Source organism: Enterobacter sp. AC1, from assembly GCF_050434705.1.
Taxonomy (GTDB): Bacteria; Pseudomonadota; Gammaproteobacteria; order Enterobacterales; family Enterobacteriaceae; genus Enterobacter; species Enterobacter cloacae_L.
This window is the reverse complement of record NZ_JBNDIZ010000010.1, coordinates 108,189-126,882: the sequence shown is the minus strand read 5'-3', so window position 1 is coordinate 126,882 and position 18,694 is coordinate 108,189. Positions and strand designations below refer to the sequence as shown.

Here is an 18,694-nt window from a genome sequence, read left to right as displayed (position 1 = left end):
TCACTTTTCCTTACAACAAACAGGGCGCTCATTGGGCGCCCTGTCTCTTTCTTACGTTTAAACCCTTATACTGAACCTAAGGAAAATGAATAACGATAAGGAGGAAAACCTTCCGTGCTGACCCTGTTACATCTGCTCTCTGCAGTCGCACTGCTCGTCTGGGGCACCCATATCGTCCGTACCGGCGTGATGCGGGTCTTTGGTGCCCGTTTACGTACGGTTCTCAGCAGCAGCGTTGAGAAGAAGCCGCTCGCCTTCTGCGCGGGCATTGGCGTAACGGCACTGGTTCAGAGCAGTAACGCCACAACCCTGCTGGTCACCTCCTTTGTGGCGCAGGATCTGGTGGCGCTGGCTCCGGCGCTGGTTATTGTGCTCGGGGCGGATGTGGGTACCGCGCTGATGGCGCGTATCCTGACGTTCGATCTCTCCTGGCTGTCTCCGCTGCTGATTTTTGTCGGCGTTATCTTCTTCCTCGGCCGCAAACAGACGCGGGCCGGACAGCTTGGGCGCGTGGGGATTGGCCTGGGGCTGATCCTGCTGGCGCTGGAGCTGATTGTGCAGGCGGTCACGCCTATCACCGAGGCCAACGGCGTGCAGGTCATCTTTGCCTCCCTGACCGGTGACATCATGCTGGACGCGCTGATCGGCGCGGTGTTTGCCATCGTCAGCTACTCCAGCCTGGCCGCCGTGCTGCTGACCGCAACGCTCACCGCTGCGGGGGCGATCTCCTTCCCGGTCGCGCTGTGCCTGGTGATCGGGGCTAACCTCGGCTCGGGCCTGCTGGCAATGCTCAATAACAGCGCCGCCAATGCTGCCGCCCGCCGCGTGGCTCTCGGCAGCCTGCTGTTTAAGCTGGTGGGCAGCCTGATTATTCTGCCGTTCGTTCACCCGCTGGCGAACCTGATGGACAACCTTCCGCTGCCGAAGGCGGAGCTGGTGATTTACTTTCACGTCTTCTACAACCTGGTGCGCTGCCTGGCGATGGTACCTTTCGCTGCGCCGATGGCCCGATTCTGCGAACGCCTTATCCAGGATGAACCTGAGCTGGATGCGCGCCTGAAACCGAAGCATCTGGATACCTCCGCGCTGGATACCCCGGCGCTGGCGCTGGCGAATGCCGCTCGCGAGACGCTGCGCATGGGCGACGCCATGGAAACCATGCTCGAAGGCCTGCAAAAGGTGATGCACGGCGAGCCGCGAGAAGAGAAAGATCTGCGCAGGCTGGCGGACGATATCAACGTGCTTTATACCGCCATTAAGCTCTATCTGGCACGCATTCCGCAGGATGAACTGGCGGAGGAGGAGTCTCGCCGCTGGGCAGAAATTATTGAGATGTCGCTCAACCTGGAACAGGCCTCGGATATCGTTGAGCGGATGGGCAGCGAGATCGCCGATAAATCGCTGGCCGCGCGTCGGGCATTCTCAATTGAAGGCTTAAAAGAGCTTGAGGCGCTGCACGAACAGCTGGTGAGCAACCTGAAGCTGGCCATGTCGGTCTTCTTCTCCAGCGACGTGCCGAGCGCGCGCCGCCTGCGCCGCAACAAGCATCGCTTCCGCATCCTAAACCGTCGCTACTCGCACGCCCACGTTGAACGGCTGCACCAGCAGAACGTGCAGAGTATCGAAACCAGCTCGCTCCACCTGGGGCTGCTGGGCGATATGAAACGCCTCAACTCGTTGTTCTGCGCGGTGGCCTACAGCGTGATGGAACAGCCGGATGAAGATGACGAGCGGGATGAGTATTAATCTCCCGCGTGTTTAATTGTCAGCCCAAGACCCAATGCTTTCATGACCGCCAGAGTGGTTTTAAGCGTTGGGTTCCCCTTCTCACTAAATGACCGATAAAGCTGCTCTCGTGATAACCCTGTTTGCTGTGAAATGTTCGACATTCCTTTGGCTCGGGCAACAACACCCAGGGCTTTAGCAATATACGCTGAGTCACCGGTTTCTAGCGCATCAGCCATAAATACAGCGATTTCCTCGTCATCCACCAGTGCGTTTGCTGGATCGTAGGATGATAACTTATGCATGCTTATTCACTCCTGCAGTTCGGATATGCTGCCCAGCATTTTTGCCATCAGTATGTCTTTATTCTGGCTGTTTTTGTCACCGCCACATAACAAAACAATGATACGTTCACCTTGGTTTTTGAAATAAATTCTGTAGCCCGGACCAAAGTGGATCCTGAGTTCACTTATCCCTTCTCCCACAGGCCTGGTGTCACCCGGCAGGCCATTTGCCAGCCGAAAGAGCCGTGATGCGATAATCGTCTTCGCTCGCCGATCTTTCAGGTTTTGCTCCCAGCGTCGGAAGGATTCTGTCTGAACGATCTCCTTCATATTACTCCCTGTGATTTATAAACTACAAAAGTTTTGCCTGATGAGCAAAATAAAAGAAGTAAATACATGGGTAAATGACAGGAAGCTAAATCCTGAAAGCGTCTCGCAAACTAAAAAACCCATCTCAGTTACCGTCGGCTAATCTTTTTTTCCAGCCCAAACCTAAGGTATATTTCGCCTTCACAGGAGAAACTATGCTGCCAACTCAATCAACCCGATTAAACAAATACATTAGCGAGAGCGGGATCTGCTCACGTCGCGAGGCGGACCGTTACATTGAACAGGGTAACGTGTTCCTCAACGGCAAACGCGCCACGATTGGTGACCAGGTGATGCCTGGCGACGTGGTCAAAGTGAACGGTCAGCTCATCGAGCCGCGCGATGCTGAAGACCTGGTGTTTATCGCGTTGAATAAACCGGTTGGCATTGTCAGCACCACGGAAGACGGTGAGCGGGACAACATCGTTGATTTCGTGAACCACAGCAGCCGTATCTTCCCGATTGGCCGTCTGGATAAAGACTCGCAGGGGCTGATTTTCCTTACCAATCACGGCGATCTGGTCAACAAAATTCTGCGTGCCGGTAACGATCACGAGAAAGAGTACATCGTGACGGTGAATAAACCGGTCACGGACGAGTTTATTCGCGGCATGGGCGCCGGTGTGCCAATCCTCGGTACCGTCACGAAAAAGTGTAAGGTGAAGAAAGAAGCACCGTTCGCGTTCCGTATTACCCTGGTGCAGGGCTTAAACCGCCAGATCCGCCGCATGTGCGAGCACTTCGGCTACGAGGTGACGAAGCTGGAACGCACGCGCATTATGAACGTCAGCCTGTCGGGCATTCCGCTCGGTGAGTGGCGTGATTTAACCGGAGACGAGCTGATCGAGCTGTTCAAGCTTATCGAGAACTCATCCTCCGAAGCGAAGCCGAAAGCTAAAGCGAAACCGAAAACGCAGGCCATTAAGCGCCCGGTGGTGAAGGCGCCGCAGGCGGAAGAGAAAGGACGAGGCAAACCGGCCAACGGGAAGCGCTTTGTCCAGCCTGGCCGCAAAAAGAAAGGGCGCTAGTTAGCGCCTTCCACGGGTTGAGGTCGTGGCCGACCAGGAAAAGGTCGTTTCAGTATCCGGCTTATAGGCCTGCTGCTTTTTCAGCTTGCGGGCTTTCTTCGCCTCGGCGTCACGCTGAGCCATCAGTTTATCGATGTACTCTTTTTTCACCTGATTGGTTTCGGCGTTCGTCAGCGTGCGGCCATGCGCGATACGGGCGCGGTCGAGAAGCGTTTTCAGCTCGCGCTGCTCGGCTTCCGTCATGTCTTTCTGGGTCAATCGTGGTGTAGCCATTGCTGAAGCCTCCTGAGAGAGAGGCTTCAGTGTAAAGCAAGTACCGCCAATTAACCCTGTTTCACCGCATCTTTTTTCGTTTGCTCATCAATTGGTTTGCCGGACCAGTAGCCCGCCAGCAGCGAACCGGACAGATTATGCCAGACGGAGAACAGGGCTCCCGGCAGTGCCGCCAGCGGTGAGAAGTAGATTTTCCCGAGCGCCGCCGCCAGGCCGGAGTTCTGCATGCCCACTTCGATTGCCAGCGTGCGGCAGGTCGACTCGTCAAAGCCAAACAGCTTCCCGCCCCAGTAGCCGCCCAGCAGGCCTATGGTGTTATGCAGCACCACCGCGACAATCACCACAAACCCCACGGAAGCAATGTGCGACGCGGAACCCGCCACCACGGCGCTGATGATGGCCAGAATACAGACCATCGAAAACGCGGGCAGGTACGGCTCCATGGCCTTCACCACGCGTGGGAAGAGATGGTGAATCACCAGGCCCAGCGCAATCGGGATCACCACGATTTGCAGAATGCTCAGCAGCATGCCCATCACATCTACCTGAATATGCGCGTCTACATACAGGCGGGTTAACAGCGGTGTGGCAATCACACCAACCAGCGTTGAGACGGAAGAGATAGTGACGGAGAGCGCCACGTCGCCTTTCGCAAGAAAGATCATCACGTTGGACGCCGTGCCGCTGGCCACGCTGCCCACCAGCACCATCCCGGCGGAAAGGTCGGGCGGCATCTTAAAGGCCATAGCCAGCAGCCATGCCGCAAGCGGCATCACCAGATAGTGAAGGAAGATCCCTGCGGCAACCGGAGCCGGGCGGGACAGCACGCGCTTAAAGTCGTCGATTTTCAGGTGCACGCCCATGCCCAGCATAATCAGCATCAGCAGGGTGGTGACCCACGGGCCAATACCGGTGAACGTGGTGGGGGTGTAATACGCGAGTACGGAGAGCAGCAACGCCCATAACGGGAACAGCCGCGTGATGGCGGATAACATAGTGGATTCCTTGCAGTATTGTCGTGTTGTTTAGTTATAAAAAAGCCGGGTCTGTGCCCGGCTTGTAGATAATGTTTATCGTGCTAACGAATTTTATTCAAACAAATTCTGATGAAGTTTCTGCACCACCTGCTCCGCCTGGTCGGCTGGGACCAGGAAGCAGAGGTTGTAGCTGGACGCGCCGTAGCAAATCATACGAATGCTGAACGGGTCGAGTACGCCGAACACTTCTTTGCCGACGCCGCAGGCGCGCGACAGTTTGTTACCGATGATGGCAACCAGCGCCAGGTCTTCTTCCACTTCCACGCGGCACAGCTCAGACAGCTCAATCAGCAGCGACTGCGTCAGCAGGGTATCGCCGGTGGAGGTGGAGCCGGTGGTGTCCAGCGTCAGCGCAATGCTCACTTCAGAGGTGGTGATCAGATCCACGGAGATATTGTGGCGCGCCAGAATGCCAAACACCTCCGCCAGGAAACCGCGGGAGTGCAGCATATTGTGGCTGTGGAGCGTCACCAGCGTCTGGCGACGGCGCAGGGCCAGCGCGCGGAACAGCGGTGGGTTTTCCGTTTTCTTGCACACCAGCGTACCGCCCGCTTTGGGATCTTTACTGGAGCCGACGAAGACCGGAATATCGCTGCGTACGGCGGGCAGCAGCGTTGCAGGGTGCAGCACTTTCGCGCCGAAGGTGGCCATTTCCGCCGCTTCTTCAAACGCGATCACATCAATACGTTTCGCCGCGGAAACGACGCGCGGATCGGTGGTGTAGATGCCCGGAACGTCGGTCCAGATATCGACGCGGGTGGCATGCAGGGCTTCGCCCAGCAGAGCGGCGGTGTAATCGCTGCCGCCACGGCCAAGCGTTGTCGTACGCCCTTTTGCTTCACTGCCGATAAAGCCCTGGGTGATCACGATACCCTCTGCCAGACGCGGTGCCAGCTGCTGAGTGGTCAGCTCGGCCAGCGCTTCAACGTCCGGCTCGGCGCGGCCAAAGCGATCGCTGGTGCGCATCACTTTACGCACGTCAAACCACTGCGCCTGAATGTTACGTTCGCGCATGATTTCCACAAACAGCAGCGTCGACATCAGTTCACCATGGCTGACCAGTTCGTCGGTCAGGGCGGTAGAGGTTGCCAGAGAAGCTGCTTCTGCCAGGGTGGTGATGTTTTCCAGCAGACGTTCCACTTCTTCGCGGATGACGTTCGGGTTCTGCAGACGTTCAAGAATGTCGAACTGAATTTTGCGCAGTGCATCCAGCTTAACGAAACGTTCTGTCGCCTCCAGTCCTTCAGACAGAGAAACCAGCAGGTTCGTCACGCCGGCAGAGGCGGAAAGCACCACCAGGCGGGTATTCGGATCGGCCAGCACCACATCGGCGCTGCGGTTCATGGCATCGTAATCGGCCACACTGGTGCCGCCAAACTTGGCGACCACAAAACTCGTCATAACAACCTCGTGTCAGGGAATGAATAAGCGACCATGGCACAAGAGTGAAACGAAAACAGGTGCAGGCGCAAAATACGGCCCTATAAATAAAATGTGGGGGAGGTCCTGTCAATGCTGGGATTATGCGGATTTTTTATGGGGGGGTACCCCTGAGAAACAGGACTTATAACAGCACCAGATTTTATGCTCCGTTTTAGGGTATTTTGACCGACATTTCGCCGCCCCGGGGAGGCTCTCCAGCAGCTATACTTTTCGGGTCTTTTCACCTGCGTTTGATGCAGGCCAGGGCAATGGCATAAAAACCATCACAATTTTTATTTGCAGGCGCTACAATCGACCGCAGTCACAATTCTCAAATCAGAAGAGTATTGCTAATGAAAAACATCAACCCAACGCAGACCGCTGCCTGGCAGGCACTCCAGAAACATTTTGATGAAATGAAAGACGTCACCATCGCGGACCTGTTCGCGAAAGATGCCGATCGTTTCAGTAAGTTCTCCGCGACCTTCGACGACCTGATGCTGGTGGATTTCTCCAAAAACCGCATTACCGAAGAGACGCTGGCAAAACTGCAGGATCTGGCGAAAGAGACCGAGCTTGCTGACGCCATCAAATCCATGTTCTCCGGTGAGAAGATCAACCGCACCGAAGACCGTGCCGTGCTGCATGTAGCCCTGCGTAACCGTAGCAATACGCCAATCATCGTTGACGGCAAAGACGTCATGCCGGAAGTGAACGCGGTGCTGGAAAAGATGAAAGCCTTCTCCGAAGCAATCATCTCCGGAAGCTGGAAAGGCTACACCGGCAAACCGATCACCGACGTGGTTAACATCGGTATCGGCGGCTCTGACCTCGGCCCGTTCATGGTGACCGAAGCGCTGCGCCCTTACAAAAACCACCTCAACATGCACTTTGTCTCTAACGTTGATGGTACCCACATCGCCGAAGTGCTGAAGAACGTGAACCCGGAAACCACCCTGTTCCTGGTTGCCTCCAAGACCTTCACCACTCAGGAAACCATGACCAACGCCCACAGCGCGCGCGACTGGTTCCTGAAAACCGCGGGCGACAACCAGCACGTGGCGAAACACTTCGCGGCGCTGTCCACCAACGGTAAAGCGGTCAGCGAGTTCGGCATTGATACCGCGAACATGTTTGAATTCTGGGACTGGGTCGGCGGTCGTTACTCTCTGTGGTCCGCGATCGGTCTGTCCATCATCCTGTCCGTGGGCTTCGACAACTTCGTTGAGCTGCTCTCCGGCGCGCACGCGATGGATAAACACTTCTCCACCACTGCCCCTGAGAAAAACCTGCCGGTACTGCTGGCGCTGATCGGTATCTGGTACAACAACTTCTTCGGCGCTGAAACCGAAGCCATCCTGCCGTACGACCAGTACATGCACCGCTTTGCGGCCTACTTCCAGCAGGGCAACATGGAATCCAACGGTAAATACGTTGACCGTAACGGCAACGCGGTGGATTACCAGACCGGCCCAATCATCTGGGGCGAGCCGGGCACCAACGGCCAGCACGCGTTCTACCAGCTGATTCACCAGGGCACCAAAATGGTACCGTGCGATTTCATCGCTCCGGCTATCACCCATAACCCGCTGTCCGACCACCATCCGAAGCTGCTGTCGAACTTCTTCGCCCAGACCGAAGCGCTGGCGTTTGGTAAATCCCGCGAGGTGGTTGAGCAGGAATACCGGGACCAGGGTAAAGACCCGGCCACGCTGGACCACGTTGTCCCGTTCAAAGTGTTCGAAGGCAACCGTCCAACCAACTCCATCCTGCTACGCGAAATCACACCGTTTAGCCTGGGTGCGCTGATTGCCCTTTATGAACACAAGATCTTCACGCAGGGCGCGATCCTGAACATCTTCACCTTTGACCAGTGGGGCGTTGAGCTGGGCAAACAGCTGGCAAACCGTATCCTGCCTGAGCTGGGTGACGATAAGGCGATTGCCAGCCATGACAGCTCGACAAATGGTTTGATCAACCGCTATAAAGCATGGCGCGCGTAATTAAAACGTCATGAAAACGTGCCGGCAAATGCCGGCATTTTTTTATCAGATAATTCCTGATGTCTGTTATTCAGCTCTAATTCCTTTACTGAGTTTTATCTGAAAAAAGCCGTTGGCCCGTTAATTACTGCGGTTTACTTTCGGAATATACGGATAATGCAATGACCTTTATTTAATTATATGTCACTGATTTACTTGTTTTTTATATTCCGTTAATTCTCCTTATATTTCAATTTTATCCATTAGTCTGAAAACCCCTTTCCTATTTCCCCGTACGGCAAACCCACGGCAGGAGTTGTGTATACTCGAATCCGCCTGAAATTCTTTTTGGGCAAATCTCCATTCATTAAATGAAGGGAAATTCTTATGAAGAAAGTACTGTATGGCATTTTTGCCATATCTGCGCTTGCGGCGACATCTGTTTATGCTGCTCCGGTTCAGGTCGGGGAAGCGGCAGGTTCGGCTGCGACGTCTGCGTCTGCGGGGAGTTCTACCGCGGCCAGCGCCAGCACCGTAAGTTCAGCCGTGGGTGTCGCGCTGGCGGCAACCGGTGGCGGTGATGGCTCCAATACCGGAACCACGACCACCACGACCACCAGCACCCAGTAATAGCGGGTGTTTTAATCATAACCACACTTCGGTGTGGTTATTCTGGCTTTTCAGTAGCCTTCGGGACCTGTAGGCCGGGTAAGCGCAGCGCCACCCGGCAATAATGCGGAGAAGAGTCGTGAAGCGACCTGGGATCATCCTGATTTGCCTGCTTTTGCAGGCCTGCTCGGCCACCACCAAAGGGCTGGGAAACTCACTGTGGGAAAGCATGTTCGGCACGCCGGGCGTGCATCTGACCGATGACGAACTGCAAAACATGCCTTATGCCAGTCAGTACATGCAGCTTAACGATGGCCCGCAGCTGTTTGTGGTGCTCGCTTTCGATGAAAACGGGCAGCAGAAATGGGTGACGCAGGATCAGGCCACCATCGTGACGCAGCACGGCCGTATCGTTAAAACCTTGTTGGGCGGCGACAACCTGCTTGAGGTAAATAACCTCGCTGCCGACCCGCTGATCAAACCGAGCCAGGTTACCGACGGCGCAAGCTGGACGCGCACGATGGGCTGGACCGAACATAAGCAGGTGCGTTACGCCACGGCGCGCTCTACCTTCCGCTGGGACGGCACGGACAGCGTCAGCGTAGGCAGCGACGAAACCCGTGTTCGCGTGCTGGATGAAGAAGTCGTCACCGACCAGGCCACCTGGCATAACCGCTTCTGGATTGACGAGGACGGGCAGATCCGCCAGTCCCTGCAGTATCTCGGCGCCAATTTCTTCCCGGTGAAGAGCACTCTGATCAAGGCGGCGAAATCATGAAAATGCTTATCCAGGTTGCGCTTCTCGCCAGTCTTGCCGCGCCGCTGGCATGGTCGGCCGGGACAGTGCAGGTCTACACGCCGGACAGCGAAAAACCCAAAACCTTATCCAACGCAGAGCATCTGCTCGATCTCGTCGGGCAGCCCAGGCTCGCCAACAGCTGGTGGCCAGGGGCGGTGATCGGCGAGCGTCAGGCAACGGTTAAGGCGGAGCAAGAGCATCATGCGCTGCTGGCCCGCCTGACGGGTTTGGCGGAGCAGGAAGACGGAGACGACGCCGCAGCCATTAATAACCTTCGCCAGCAGCTGCAGGCGCTGAAGGTGACAGGCCGTCAGCAGGTGAACCTTGATCCCGATGAAGTACGCGTGACGGAAAAGGGCAACCCAACGCTTGAAGGGGATTACACGCTCTGGCTACCTGCCCAACCTTCCACCATTACCGTTTTCGGGCTTATCAGCAGCCCGGGGAAAAAGCCTTTTACGCCTGGCCGCGATGTGGCGAGCTATCTCGATGAGCAAAGCCTGCTGAGCGGAGCGGATAACAGCTACGCCTGGGTCGTTTATCCGGACGGGCACACGCAAAAAGCACCGGTTGCTTACTGGAACAAGCGCCATATCGAACCCATGCCAGGCAGCATCATTTTTGTCGGTTTTGCCGACCATTTCTGGACGAAGGCATATGACGGGCTTAACGCCGATATCCTTCACTCCCTGATTCAGCGGATACCGGAATAATGAAAAGAATCCCTCTCTACAGCATGCTGGCGCTCTGCGTGAGTGCCGCCTGCCATGCAGAAACGTATCCGGCACCCATTGGCCCGTCTCAGTCAGACTTCGGCGGCGTCGGTTTACTGCAAACGCCTACCGCGCGGATGGCGCGGGAAGGGGAAATTAGCCTTAACTACCGCGATAACGACCAGTATCGCTACTACTCGGCGTCGGTGCAGCTGTTCCCGTGGCTTGAAACCACGCTGCGCTATACCGACGTGCGTACGAAACGGTACAGCAGCGTAGAGGCGTTCTCCGGCGATCAGACCTACAAAGATAAAGCCTTCGACGTCAAACTGCGCCTGTGGGAAGAGAGCTACTGGATGCCGCAGGTGTCCGTGGGTGCGAAAGATATCGGCGGTACCGGTCTGTTTGATGCGGAATACGTCGTGGCCAGCAAAGCCTGGGGGCCGTTCGACTTCTCGCTCGGCCTGGGGTGGGGCTATCTGGGCACCAGCGGCAACGTGAAAAACCCGTTTTGCTCCTACAGCGATAAATACTGCTACCGCGATAACAGCTATCAGAAAGCGGGCTCCATCAACGGCGACCAGATGTTCCACGGTCCGGCGTCGCTGTTTGGCGGCGTTGAATATCAGACGCCCTGGCAGCCATTGCGCCTGAAGCTGGAGTATGAAGGGAATGACTACTCGCAGGACTTCGCCGGAAAGATTGAGCAGAAGAGCAAGTTTAACGTCGGCGCCATTTATCGCGTCACTGACTGGGCCGACGTTAACCTCAGCTACGAGCGTGGCAATACGGTGATGTTCGGCTTCACGCTGCGCACCAACTTCAACGATATGCGCCCGCACTACAATGACAACGCGCGGCCTGCCTATCAGCCGGAGCCGCAGGATGCGATTCTGCAGCACTCCGTGGTGGCAAACCAGCTGACGCTGCTGAAATACAATGCCGGTCTGGCGGATCCGAAGATTCAGACCAAGGGCGATACGCTTTACGTCACCGGCGAGCAGGTGAAATACCGCGACTCGCGGGAAGGGATCGAGCGCGCCAACCGGATCATCATGAACGATCTCCCGGAGGGGATCCGCACGATCCGCGTGACGGAGAACCGTCTTAACCTGCCGCAGGTGACAACCGAAACGGACGTCGCCAGCCTCAAGCGCCATCTGGAAGGCGAACCGCTCGGGCATGAAACCGAGCTGGTGCAAAAACGCGTTGAGCCGGTGGTGCCGGACACCACCGAGCAGGGCTGGTATATCGATAAATCGCGCTTTGATTTCCATATCGATCCGGTGCTGAACCAGTCCGTCGGCGGGCCTGAAAACTTCTACATGTATCAGTTGGGCGTCATGGCGACGGCGGATCTGTGGCTCACCGACCACCTGCTGACCACCGGCAGCCTGTTCGGCAACATCGCCAACAACTACGACAAGTTCAACTACACCAACCCGCCTAAAGACTCGAAACTGCCGCGCGTGCGTACCCGCGTGCGTGAATACGTGCAGAACGATGCCTACGTGAATAACCTGCAGGCCAACTACTTCCAGTACTTCGGCAACGGCTTCTACGGCCAGGTCTACGGCGGGTATCTGGAAACCATGTACGGCGGGGCGGGGGCAGAGGTGCTGTATCGTCCGGTAGACAGCAACTGGGCGTTTGGTGTTGATGCCAACTACGTCAAGCAGCGCGACTGGCGCAGCGCGCAGGACATGATGAAGTTCACCGACTACAGCGTCAAAACGGGCCATCTGACCGCCTACTGGACACCGTCGTTCGCACCTGACGTGCTGGTGAAAGCCAGCGTGGGCCAGTACCTGGCAGGCGATAAGGGCGGTACGCTGGATATCTCTAAACACTTCGACAGCGGCGTGGTGGTAGGCGGTTACGCGACGATCACCAACGTCTCGCCGGACGAGTACGGGGAAGGGGACTTCACCAAAGGGGTCTATGTGTCGATTCCGCTGGATCTCTTCTCGTCAGGCCCAACCCGCAGCCGCGCGGCCATTGGCTGGACGCCGCTGACGCGTGACGGTGGCCAGCAGCTGGGTCGTAAGTTCCAGCTGTACGACATGACCAGCGACAAGAACATTAACTTCCGCTGATACTTGTCTGCCCGGTGGCGCTGCGCTTACCGGGCGACCTACAGGCGGCGCAGTAGCCTGGCCGGGTTACCGGCATAGACACCTTTCTCGACGATCGATTTCGTGACCACGCTTCCCGCGCCAACCACCGCGCCATCGCAGATGGAGACCGCGAGGATGGTGGCACCACTGCCTATCGAAACATCATTCCCAACGGTAATGCGTCCCCAGCTGTTCCGGTCAGCATTGGGTTTGCCTTCGCGGAACATATCGTTGGCAAACATCACCCCATGGCCAATAAAGCAGCGTTCGCCTACGGTGACGTACTCGCAGATGAAGGTGTGCGACTGAATTTTGCTGTCGTCGCCAATGTACGTATTGCCCTGGATTTCAACAAACGGGCCGATGAACACGCCGTTGCCGAGCACGCAGTCATAAAGATTGGCGGGTTCGTAAAGGGTGACATTTTCACCGCAGGTGACGTTGCGAACCCCGGTAGGTTTACGTTCCATCGGTTACCTCCGTACATAAAACATAATTAAAAAATATAGATCCACGTCACATTTTTGCGTTATACAGGAACCTCGCCCTGGAGTAATGAGGTGCTGTATGACATCCCTGACTCGTCCGCGCGTTGAGTTTATCTCAACAGTCCTCCAGACCGTGCTGAACCTCGGTCTGCTGAGCCTTGGCCTGATACTGGTCGTCTTTTTGGGCAAAGAGACGGTGCATCTGGCGGATGTACTGTTCGCCCCCGAGCAAACCAGCAAATATGCGCTGGTGGAAGGACTGGTGGTCTACTTTCTCTACTTTGAATTTATCGCTCTGATTGTGAAGTATTTTCAGTCAGGCTTTCACTTCCCGCTACGTTATTTTGTCTACATTGGGATCACCGCGATAGTGCGGCTGATCATCGTCGATCATAAATCTCCCCTGGATGTGCTGATCTACTCCGCGGCGATCCTGCTGCTGGTGATCACCCTCTGGCTGTGTAATTCAAAGCGGCTGAAGCGAGAATAAAAAAATGGCGCTCCGGGGAGCGCCTAACAACAGTCACAAGTTGGGTCAATACAATACGTCTAAAGTTGAGGGTTGCAGTGGCATAACAAAATGAAACTTAACCTTTCACACCGCCTGCCGTCAGGCCGTTGACCAGCCAGCGCTGAGCCAGCAGGAACACCACGGTAATCGGGATGGCGGAGAGTACGGCCGCCGCGGCAAAGTCGCCCCACAGGTAGTTTTGCGGGTTGAGGTATTGCTGCATACCGACGGCCAGGGTGTAGCTATTTACATCGCGCAGCAGCAGCGACGCGACCGGCACTTCGGTGATGGCGGCGATAAACGACAGGATAAACACCACCGCCAGGATAGGCACCGACAGCGGCAGCAGAACCAGACGGAACGCCTGCCACGGGGTTGCGCCATCCAGCGCGGCCGCTTCTTCCAGCGAGCCGTCGATGGTTTCGAAATAGCCTTTAATAGTCCACACGTGCAGCGCGATACCGCCAAGGTAGGCGAAGATCACACCGCCGTGGGTGTTCAGGCCGATAAACGGCACGTACTGGCCCAGGCGGTCAAACAGGGCATACAGCGCCACCAGCGACAGCACCGCCGGGAACATCTGGAAAATCAGCATCCCTTTCAGCAGCGTCGCTTTACCCGGGAAGCGCATGCGGGCAAAGGCGTAAGCGCAGGTCGTGGAGAGCGTCACGATGCCGATCGCGGTGATGGTCGCAACCTTCACCGAGTTCCACAGCCAGAGCAGCACCGGGAACGGCGGCGGCGTGACGCGGCCATCCGCGTGCTCCACGCTGAAGCCCAGTGCGAGCTTCCAGTGCTCCCAGGAGATTTCGTCCGGGATCAGGCTCCCGGTGGCGAAGTTGCCCGAACGCAGGGAGATGGCGATAACCATCAGCAGCGGGAACATGATTGCCGCGATGAAAATCAGCAGGCCTAAGTGCGTCGCCAGGAGGCGCAGTTTCTGAGATTTGGGTTGTACCATAGCCATGATCGATGCCCTCCTTAGTCAAATTTCATACGTGTGGCTTTCAGGTTCACAATCGCCAGAGCGCCGACCAGCAGGAAGATCAGGGTGGCAATTGCCGCCGCCAGGCCGAAGTCCTGACCGCCGCCGCCTTCGAAGGCGATACGGTAGGTGTAGCTCACGAGCAGGTCGGTATAGCCTGCTGGCGTCGTGGTCCCAAGGCGGTCCGGGCCGCCGTTGGTCAACAGCTGAATCAGCACGAAGTTGTTAAAGTTAAAGGCGAAGCTGGCTATCATCAGCGGCGTCAGCGGCTTAATGAGCAGCGGCAGCGTAATCTTGAAGAAGTTCTGGAACGGACCCGCGCCGTCCATCGCCGAGGCTTCATACAGATCGTCCGGGATGGCCTTCAGCAGCCCCATGCACAGAATCATCATGTACGGATAACCGAGCCAGGTGTTCACGATGATAATCATCGAGCGGGCGGTGGTCGGGTCGCTGAACCAGGCCGGTTTGATGCCGAACAGCGCGCTCAGCATCATGTTGATTTCACCGAAGCTCTGGTTGAACAGCCCCTTGAAAATCAGAATCGAGATAAACGACGGTACGGCGTAGGGCAGGATCAGCAGCACGCGGTAAATCGCTTTGCCTTTCAGGGATTCCCACTGGACGAGGCAGGCCAGCACCATGCCCACGGCAACGGTCAGGATCACGGTCAGCACCGAGAAGACGACCGTCCAGACGAAGATGGCGAAGAACGGTTTCTGAATGCCTTCATCGGTGAACACGCGGGTAAAGTTATCCCAGCCGATGGTCACGGTGTAGCCCGGGCTGAGTTTATCATCACCCCATTTGCCGTCGGCAGTAATGGACTGATAGAAACCAATGTCGTTGTTCGGACGATATTTCACGCCGCTCTGGTTGTTGGTCAGGGTGCCGTCATCCGCCAGGGTGTAGAGCGGCTGTGTGCCGGAGAACTGGCGCAGCGAGCTCATGGTCACTTTGCTTTCGTCTGGCAGCACGGCGGTGAGCTGGGTCAGCGCCTGACGATTCTGAGTAATCACGCGCAGGTTGGCACGTTCACCTTCCGGCAGCGCTGCGGCCTCTTTTAAGGTCAGCTTCTGCTCGCCGCCAAACTTGAACGCGTCGGAGATATAGTTTTTGCCGCTCTCTCCATCAGTGAGTGCTAACTTCCACTCGTCACCCGCAGGGTACAGGCCGAAGTTGAAGGTTTTACCCGCCTGATAAGAGCGGTCCAGAAGCACCTGCGTTGCGCGTTCTTGCGCGAGCTGGTTAGTGCTGCTGTAGTTGGTGAACGCAATGGCGATGGTACAGATCAGCGGGAAGAGAACAAACAGCCCCATTCCGGCCACGCCAGGGTAGACATAGCGCCAGGCGTAGGCTTTACGGTTGGCGAAAATATACAGGCCAGCAGAGCTTAAAATCAGCGTCATGATGGCAAACAGATACTCCCCTTGTATGTACATTAAAACAACAAGGTAACCCACCAGCAGGCACAGCAGACCGATCGCTGACCACTTCAGCGCGTCGCTTTGCCACCAGTGTTTCTTTTTAATGACATCCATGGGGTTCTTCCTCTACAACGTTTGATCTTTTCTCCCTCTCCAGGGGAGAGGGCCGGGGTGAGGGCGTGCGGATAGCGACAACCCTCACCCTAACCCTCTCCCAGAGGGAGAGGGGACTACGGTATTACTTAGTAATACGGCCCTGAGCATCTTTCAGCGCAGCATCAACGGTCTGACGACCGCTTGCGGCGTTGATGACGGCGGTACGGGTGGCGTACCAGAACGCGGCCATCTGTGGGATGTTCGGCATGATTTCGCCTTTCTGGGCGTTATCCATGGTGGCCGCGATGCGTGGATCTTTCGCCAGCTGATCCTGGAAGGATTTCAGCGCAACGGCGCCCAGCGGTTTGTCCTTGTTCACTTCATCCAGACCCTGATCGGTCAGCAGGTAGTTTTCCAGGAACTCTTTCGCCAGCTCTTTGTTCGGGCTGGCGGCGTTGATGCCCGCGCTCAGCACGCCCACGAACGGTTTAGACGGCTTGCCGTTGAAGGTTGGCAGCAGCGTCACGCCGTAGTTGATTTTGCTCTTGTCGATGTTGGTCCAGGCCCACGGACCGTTGATGGTCATCGCGGTTTCGCCTTTGTTGAACGCCGCTTCCGCGATGGAGTAATCGGTATCCGCGTTCATGTGTTTGTTCTTGATGAGGTCAACCAGGAAGGTCAGGCCTGCTTTCGCACCTGCGTTGTCCACGCCCACGTCTTTCACGTCGTATTTGCCGTTTTCAAACTTGAACGCGTAACCGCCGTCGGCAGCAATCAGCGGCCAGGTGAAGTACGGCTCTTGCAGGTTGAACATCAGCGCCGATTTACCTTTCGCCTTCAGCTCTTTATCCAGTTTCGGGATCTCTTCCCAGGTCTTCGGCGGGTTTGGTACCAGGTCTTTGTTGTAAATCAGGGACAGGGCTTCAACCGCGATTGGGTAAGCAATCAGTTTGCCGTTATAGCGAACGGCATCCCAGGTGAACGGGAACAGTTTGTCCTGGAACGCTTTGTCCGGGGTGACTTCAGCCAGCAGGCCAGACTGCGCGTAACCGCCGAAACGGTCATGTGCCCAGAAGATAATATCCGGGCCGTCACCGGTTGCGGCAACCTGCGGGAATTTCTCTTCCAGCTTGTCCGGGTGCTCTACGGTAACTTTGATACCGGTGTCTTTCTCGAATTTTTTGCCCACTTCGGCCAGGCCGTTATAGCCTTTGTCGCCGTTAATCCAGATAACCAGCTTGCCTTCTTCAATTTTGGCGAGCGCCGGTGCGGAAATCATCATTGCTGCAAGGGCGGACAATGCGAAAACGCGTGCGCCAGTCTTGATATTCATATCTGCCATCCTTTTGGTGATGTCTCGTGGTATGACTTCAGTGGTTCAACGTGACTCAGTCTCCTTATTTGACATCCTCTTTCCATCCTCCCAACCCCTACGCCCCACCCCCGGTTTGTGTGATCTCCGTTGCATAAATTTAAGTTATGAGTGCTGGCGCACATAAAAACACACCCAATTTTGCAGGCCGCTTCACGAATTTCGCCTCAGCCCGCCAGCGGCGGTCGCAGAGCCTGCTCTCTCATCCTCCCGCCTCCTCCCCCATAAAAAAGCCGGGGGGTGGAGGATTCAGGAAAGTAATGGATACCCCATAGTGAACTTATCTTGAATGTTTCTGTCGGTGACAGGTTGTAACGAAGGGAGAAGGGCATGGCGAGCGTACAGCTGCGTAATGTAACGAAAGCCTGGGGTGACGTTGTGGTGTCGAAAGACATCAATCTGGACATCAACGAAGGTGAATTCGTGGTGTTTGTGGGCCCATCAGGCTGTGGTAAATCTACTCTGCTGCGTATGATTGCCGGTCTTGAAACCATCACCAGCGGCGACTTGCTGATCGGTGATACCCGAATGAACGACATCCCACCTGCCGAACGTGGCGTCGGTATGGTGTTCCAGTCTTATGCACTCTATCCCCATCTTTCCGTTGCCGAGAACATGTCCTTTGGCCTAAAGCTGGCTGGCGCGAAGAAGGATGTCATTAACCAGCGCGTCACGCAGGTGGCGGAAGTATTACAGCTGGCGCACCTGCTGGAGCGTAAACCAAAAGCGCTTTCCGGTGGACAGCGTCAGCGCGTGGCGATTGGTCGTACCCTTGTCGCCGAGCCGCGCGTATTCCTGCTCGATGAACCGCTTTCCAACCTGGATGCCGCCCTGCGCGTCCAGATGCGCATTGAAATCTCCCGTCTGCACAAACGCCTTGGCCGCACGATGATTTACGTCACCCACGATCAGGTCGAAGCGATGACCCTGGCGGACAAAATCGTGGTGCTGGATGCCGGTCGCGTGGCGCAGGTGGGTAAACCGCTGGAGCTGTATCACTACCCGGCAGACCGCTTTGTTGCGGGCTTCATTGGCTCGCCAAAGATGAACTTCCTGCCCGTCAAAGTGACCGCGACAGCCATTGAACAGGTACAGGTGGAGCTGCCAAACCGCCAGCAGGTCTGGCTGCCGGTCGACAGCGCCAACGTACAGGTCGGGGCAAACATGTCCCTGGGTATTCGTCCTGAACATTTACTCCCGAGCCACATCGCCGATGTGACCCTGGAAGGTGACGTTCAGGTCGTCGAACAGCTTGGTCACGAAACACAGATTCATATCCAGATCCCCGCCATCCGTCAGAACCTGGTCTACCGCCAGAATGACGTGGTGTTGGTAGAAGAGGGTGCCAAATTCGCTATCGGCTTGCCGCCAGAGCGTTGCCATCTGTTCCGTGAGGATGGCACCGCATGTCGTCGGTTGCACAAAGAGCCAGGCGTTTAAGCAATCCCAAAAGAAGA

General features: G+C 56.3%; 18 protein-coding genes. 9 read left to right on the top strand and 9 right to left on the bottom strand.

Going from position 1 to position 18,694, the window contains the following annotated elements:
• The first annotated feature begins 114 nt into the window (after positions 1 to 114).
• On the top strand, positions 115 to 1,746 hold the full coding sequence (locus M2433_RS21670) for a Na/Pi cotransporter family protein (protein ID WP_429057568.1): 1,632 nt from the start codon (positions 115 to 117) through the stop codon (positions 1,744 to 1,746).
• On the opposite strand, the gene M2433_RS21665 is transcribed toward M2433_RS21670, so the two are convergent.
• Positions 1,743 to 2,030, bottom strand: coding sequence for an addiction module antidote protein (locus tag M2433_RS21665; protein WP_047345644.1), 288 nt, complete (start codon positions 2,028 to 2,030; stop codon positions 1,743 to 1,745). The two genes, M2433_RS21670 and M2433_RS21665, sit on opposite strands and share 4 nt — an antisense overlap.
• Before the next feature lie 6 nt (positions 2,031 to 2,036).
• Positions 2,037 to 2,339 (bottom strand): type II toxin-antitoxin system RelE/ParE family toxin, encoded by a 303-nt coding sequence (locus tag M2433_RS21660; RefSeq protein WP_429057565.1) that lies wholly within the window; start codon positions 2,337 to 2,339, stop codon positions 2,037 to 2,039.
• 194 nt (positions 2,340 to 2,533) lie between these two features.
• Here M2433_RS21660 and rluF point away from each other — a divergent pair, with 194 nt between their 5' ends.
• Positions 2,534 to 3,406, top strand: coding sequence for a 23S rRNA pseudouridine(2604) synthase RluF (gene rluF, locus M2433_RS21655; RefSeq protein ID WP_429057562.1), 873 nt, complete (start codon positions 2,534 to 2,536; stop codon positions 3,404 to 3,406).
• Here rluF and M2433_RS21650 read toward each other — a convergent pair whose 3' ends face one another.
• The 3 genes from M2433_RS21650 to lysC form a co-directional block, all read right to left on the bottom strand.
• Positions 3,407 to 3,679, bottom strand: a complete 273-nt coding sequence (locus M2433_RS21650; protein WP_059312969.1) for a DUF3811 domain-containing protein — start codon at positions 3,677 to 3,679, stop codon at positions 3,407 to 3,409.
• A gap of 50 nt (positions 3,680 to 3,729) precedes the next feature.
• Positions 3,730 to 4,674 (bottom strand): ketopantoate/pantoate/pantothenate transporter PanS, encoded by a 945-nt coding sequence (gene panS, locus M2433_RS21645; protein ID WP_429057559.1) that lies wholly within the window; start codon positions 4,672 to 4,674, stop codon positions 3,730 to 3,732.
• 93 nt (positions 4,675 to 4,767) lie between these two features.
• The gene (lysC, locus tag M2433_RS21640) at positions 4,768 to 6,117 is read right to left on the bottom strand and encodes a lysine-sensitive aspartokinase 3 (RefSeq protein ID WP_047345633.1); all 1,350 of its coding nucleotides are present in this window, start codon (positions 6,115 to 6,117) and stop codon (positions 4,768 to 4,770) included.
• Between the two features lie 374 nt (positions 6,118 to 6,491).
• Between lysC and pgi the strand changes: the two genes are divergently transcribed.
• From pgi to M2433_RS21615, 5 genes are all read left to right on the top strand, one after another.
• Positions 6,492 to 8,141, top strand: coding sequence for a glucose-6-phosphate isomerase (pgi, locus tag M2433_RS21635; RefSeq protein ID WP_429057556.1), 1,650 nt, complete (start codon positions 6,492 to 6,494; stop codon positions 8,139 to 8,141).
• 366 nt (positions 8,142 to 8,507) lie between these two features.
• Positions 8,508 to 8,750, top strand: coding sequence for an exopolysaccharide production protein YjbE (gene yjbE / locus M2433_RS21630; RefSeq protein ID WP_008503423.1), 243 nt, complete (start codon positions 8,508 to 8,510; stop codon positions 8,748 to 8,750).
• Between the two features lie 118 nt (positions 8,751 to 8,868).
• Positions 8,869 to 9,507 (top strand): YjbF family lipoprotein, encoded by a 639-nt coding sequence (locus M2433_RS21625; protein ID WP_429057554.1) that lies wholly within the window; start codon positions 8,869 to 8,871, stop codon positions 9,505 to 9,507.
• A complete protein-coding gene (locus tag M2433_RS21620; protein ID WP_429057551.1) occupies positions 9,504 to 10,241 on the top strand; it encodes a capsule biosynthesis GfcC D2 domain-containing protein in 738 nt (245 codons plus the stop codon). The genes M2433_RS21625 and M2433_RS21620 overlap by 4 nt, the downstream gene beginning before the upstream one ends.
• Entirely contained in the window at positions 10,241 to 12,337 is a 2,097-nt protein-coding gene (locus M2433_RS21615) for a YjbH domain-containing protein (RefSeq protein WP_429057549.1), read from the top strand. Before M2433_RS21620 ends, M2433_RS21615 begins: the two co-directional genes overlap by 1 nt.
• Before the next feature lie 38 nt (positions 12,338 to 12,375).
• Here the strand turns inward: M2433_RS21615 and M2433_RS21610 are convergent, their stop codons facing one another.
• Positions 12,376 to 12,828 carry an acyltransferase gene (locus M2433_RS21610; RefSeq protein ID WP_429057546.1) on the bottom strand — a complete coding sequence of 151 codons (453 nt, stop codon included), beginning with the start codon at positions 12,826 to 12,828 and terminating at the stop codon, positions 12,376 to 12,378.
• 97 nt (positions 12,829 to 12,925) lie between these two features.
• Here M2433_RS21610 and psiE point away from each other — a divergent pair, with 97 nt between their 5' ends.
• Positions 12,926 to 13,336: a phosphate-starvation-inducible protein PsiE gene (psiE, locus tag M2433_RS21605; RefSeq protein ID WP_021242727.1), complete on the top strand. Its 411-nt coding sequence runs from the start codon at positions 12,926 to 12,928 to the stop codon at positions 13,334 to 13,336.
• Between the two features lie 97 nt (positions 13,337 to 13,433).
• Here the strand turns inward: psiE and malG are convergent, their stop codons facing one another.
• The 3 genes from malG to malE all read right to left on the bottom strand — a co-directional run bounded on the left by malG (position 13,434) and on the right by malE (position 17,198).
• Positions 13,434 to 14,324 carry a maltose ABC transporter permease MalG gene (gene malG / locus M2433_RS21600; protein WP_003860332.1) on the bottom strand — a complete coding sequence of 297 codons (891 nt, stop codon included), beginning with the start codon at positions 14,322 to 14,324 and terminating at the stop codon, positions 13,434 to 13,436.
• A 14-nt stretch (positions 14,325 to 14,338) separates the two neighbouring features.
• Complete coding sequence (malF, locus tag M2433_RS21595; protein WP_429057542.1) at positions 14,339 to 15,883, bottom strand: maltose ABC transporter permease MalF; 1,545 nt, start codon at positions 15,881 to 15,883, stop codon at positions 14,339 to 14,341.
• Between the two features lie 124 nt (positions 15,884 to 16,007).
• On the bottom strand, positions 16,008 to 17,198 hold the full coding sequence (gene malE / locus M2433_RS21590; protein WP_047345626.1) for a maltose/maltodextrin ABC transporter substrate-binding protein MalE: 1,191 nt from the start codon (positions 17,196 to 17,198) through the stop codon (positions 16,008 to 16,010).
• 369 nt (positions 17,199 to 17,567) lie between these two features.
• On the opposite strand from malE, the gene malK reads away from it, so the two are divergent.
• A complete protein-coding gene (malK, locus tag M2433_RS21585) occupies positions 17,568 to 18,677 on the top strand; it encodes a maltose/maltodextrin ABC transporter ATP-binding protein MalK (protein ID WP_218309064.1) in 1,110 nt (369 codons plus the stop codon).
• Positions 18,678 to 18,694: the final 17 nt, after the last annotated feature.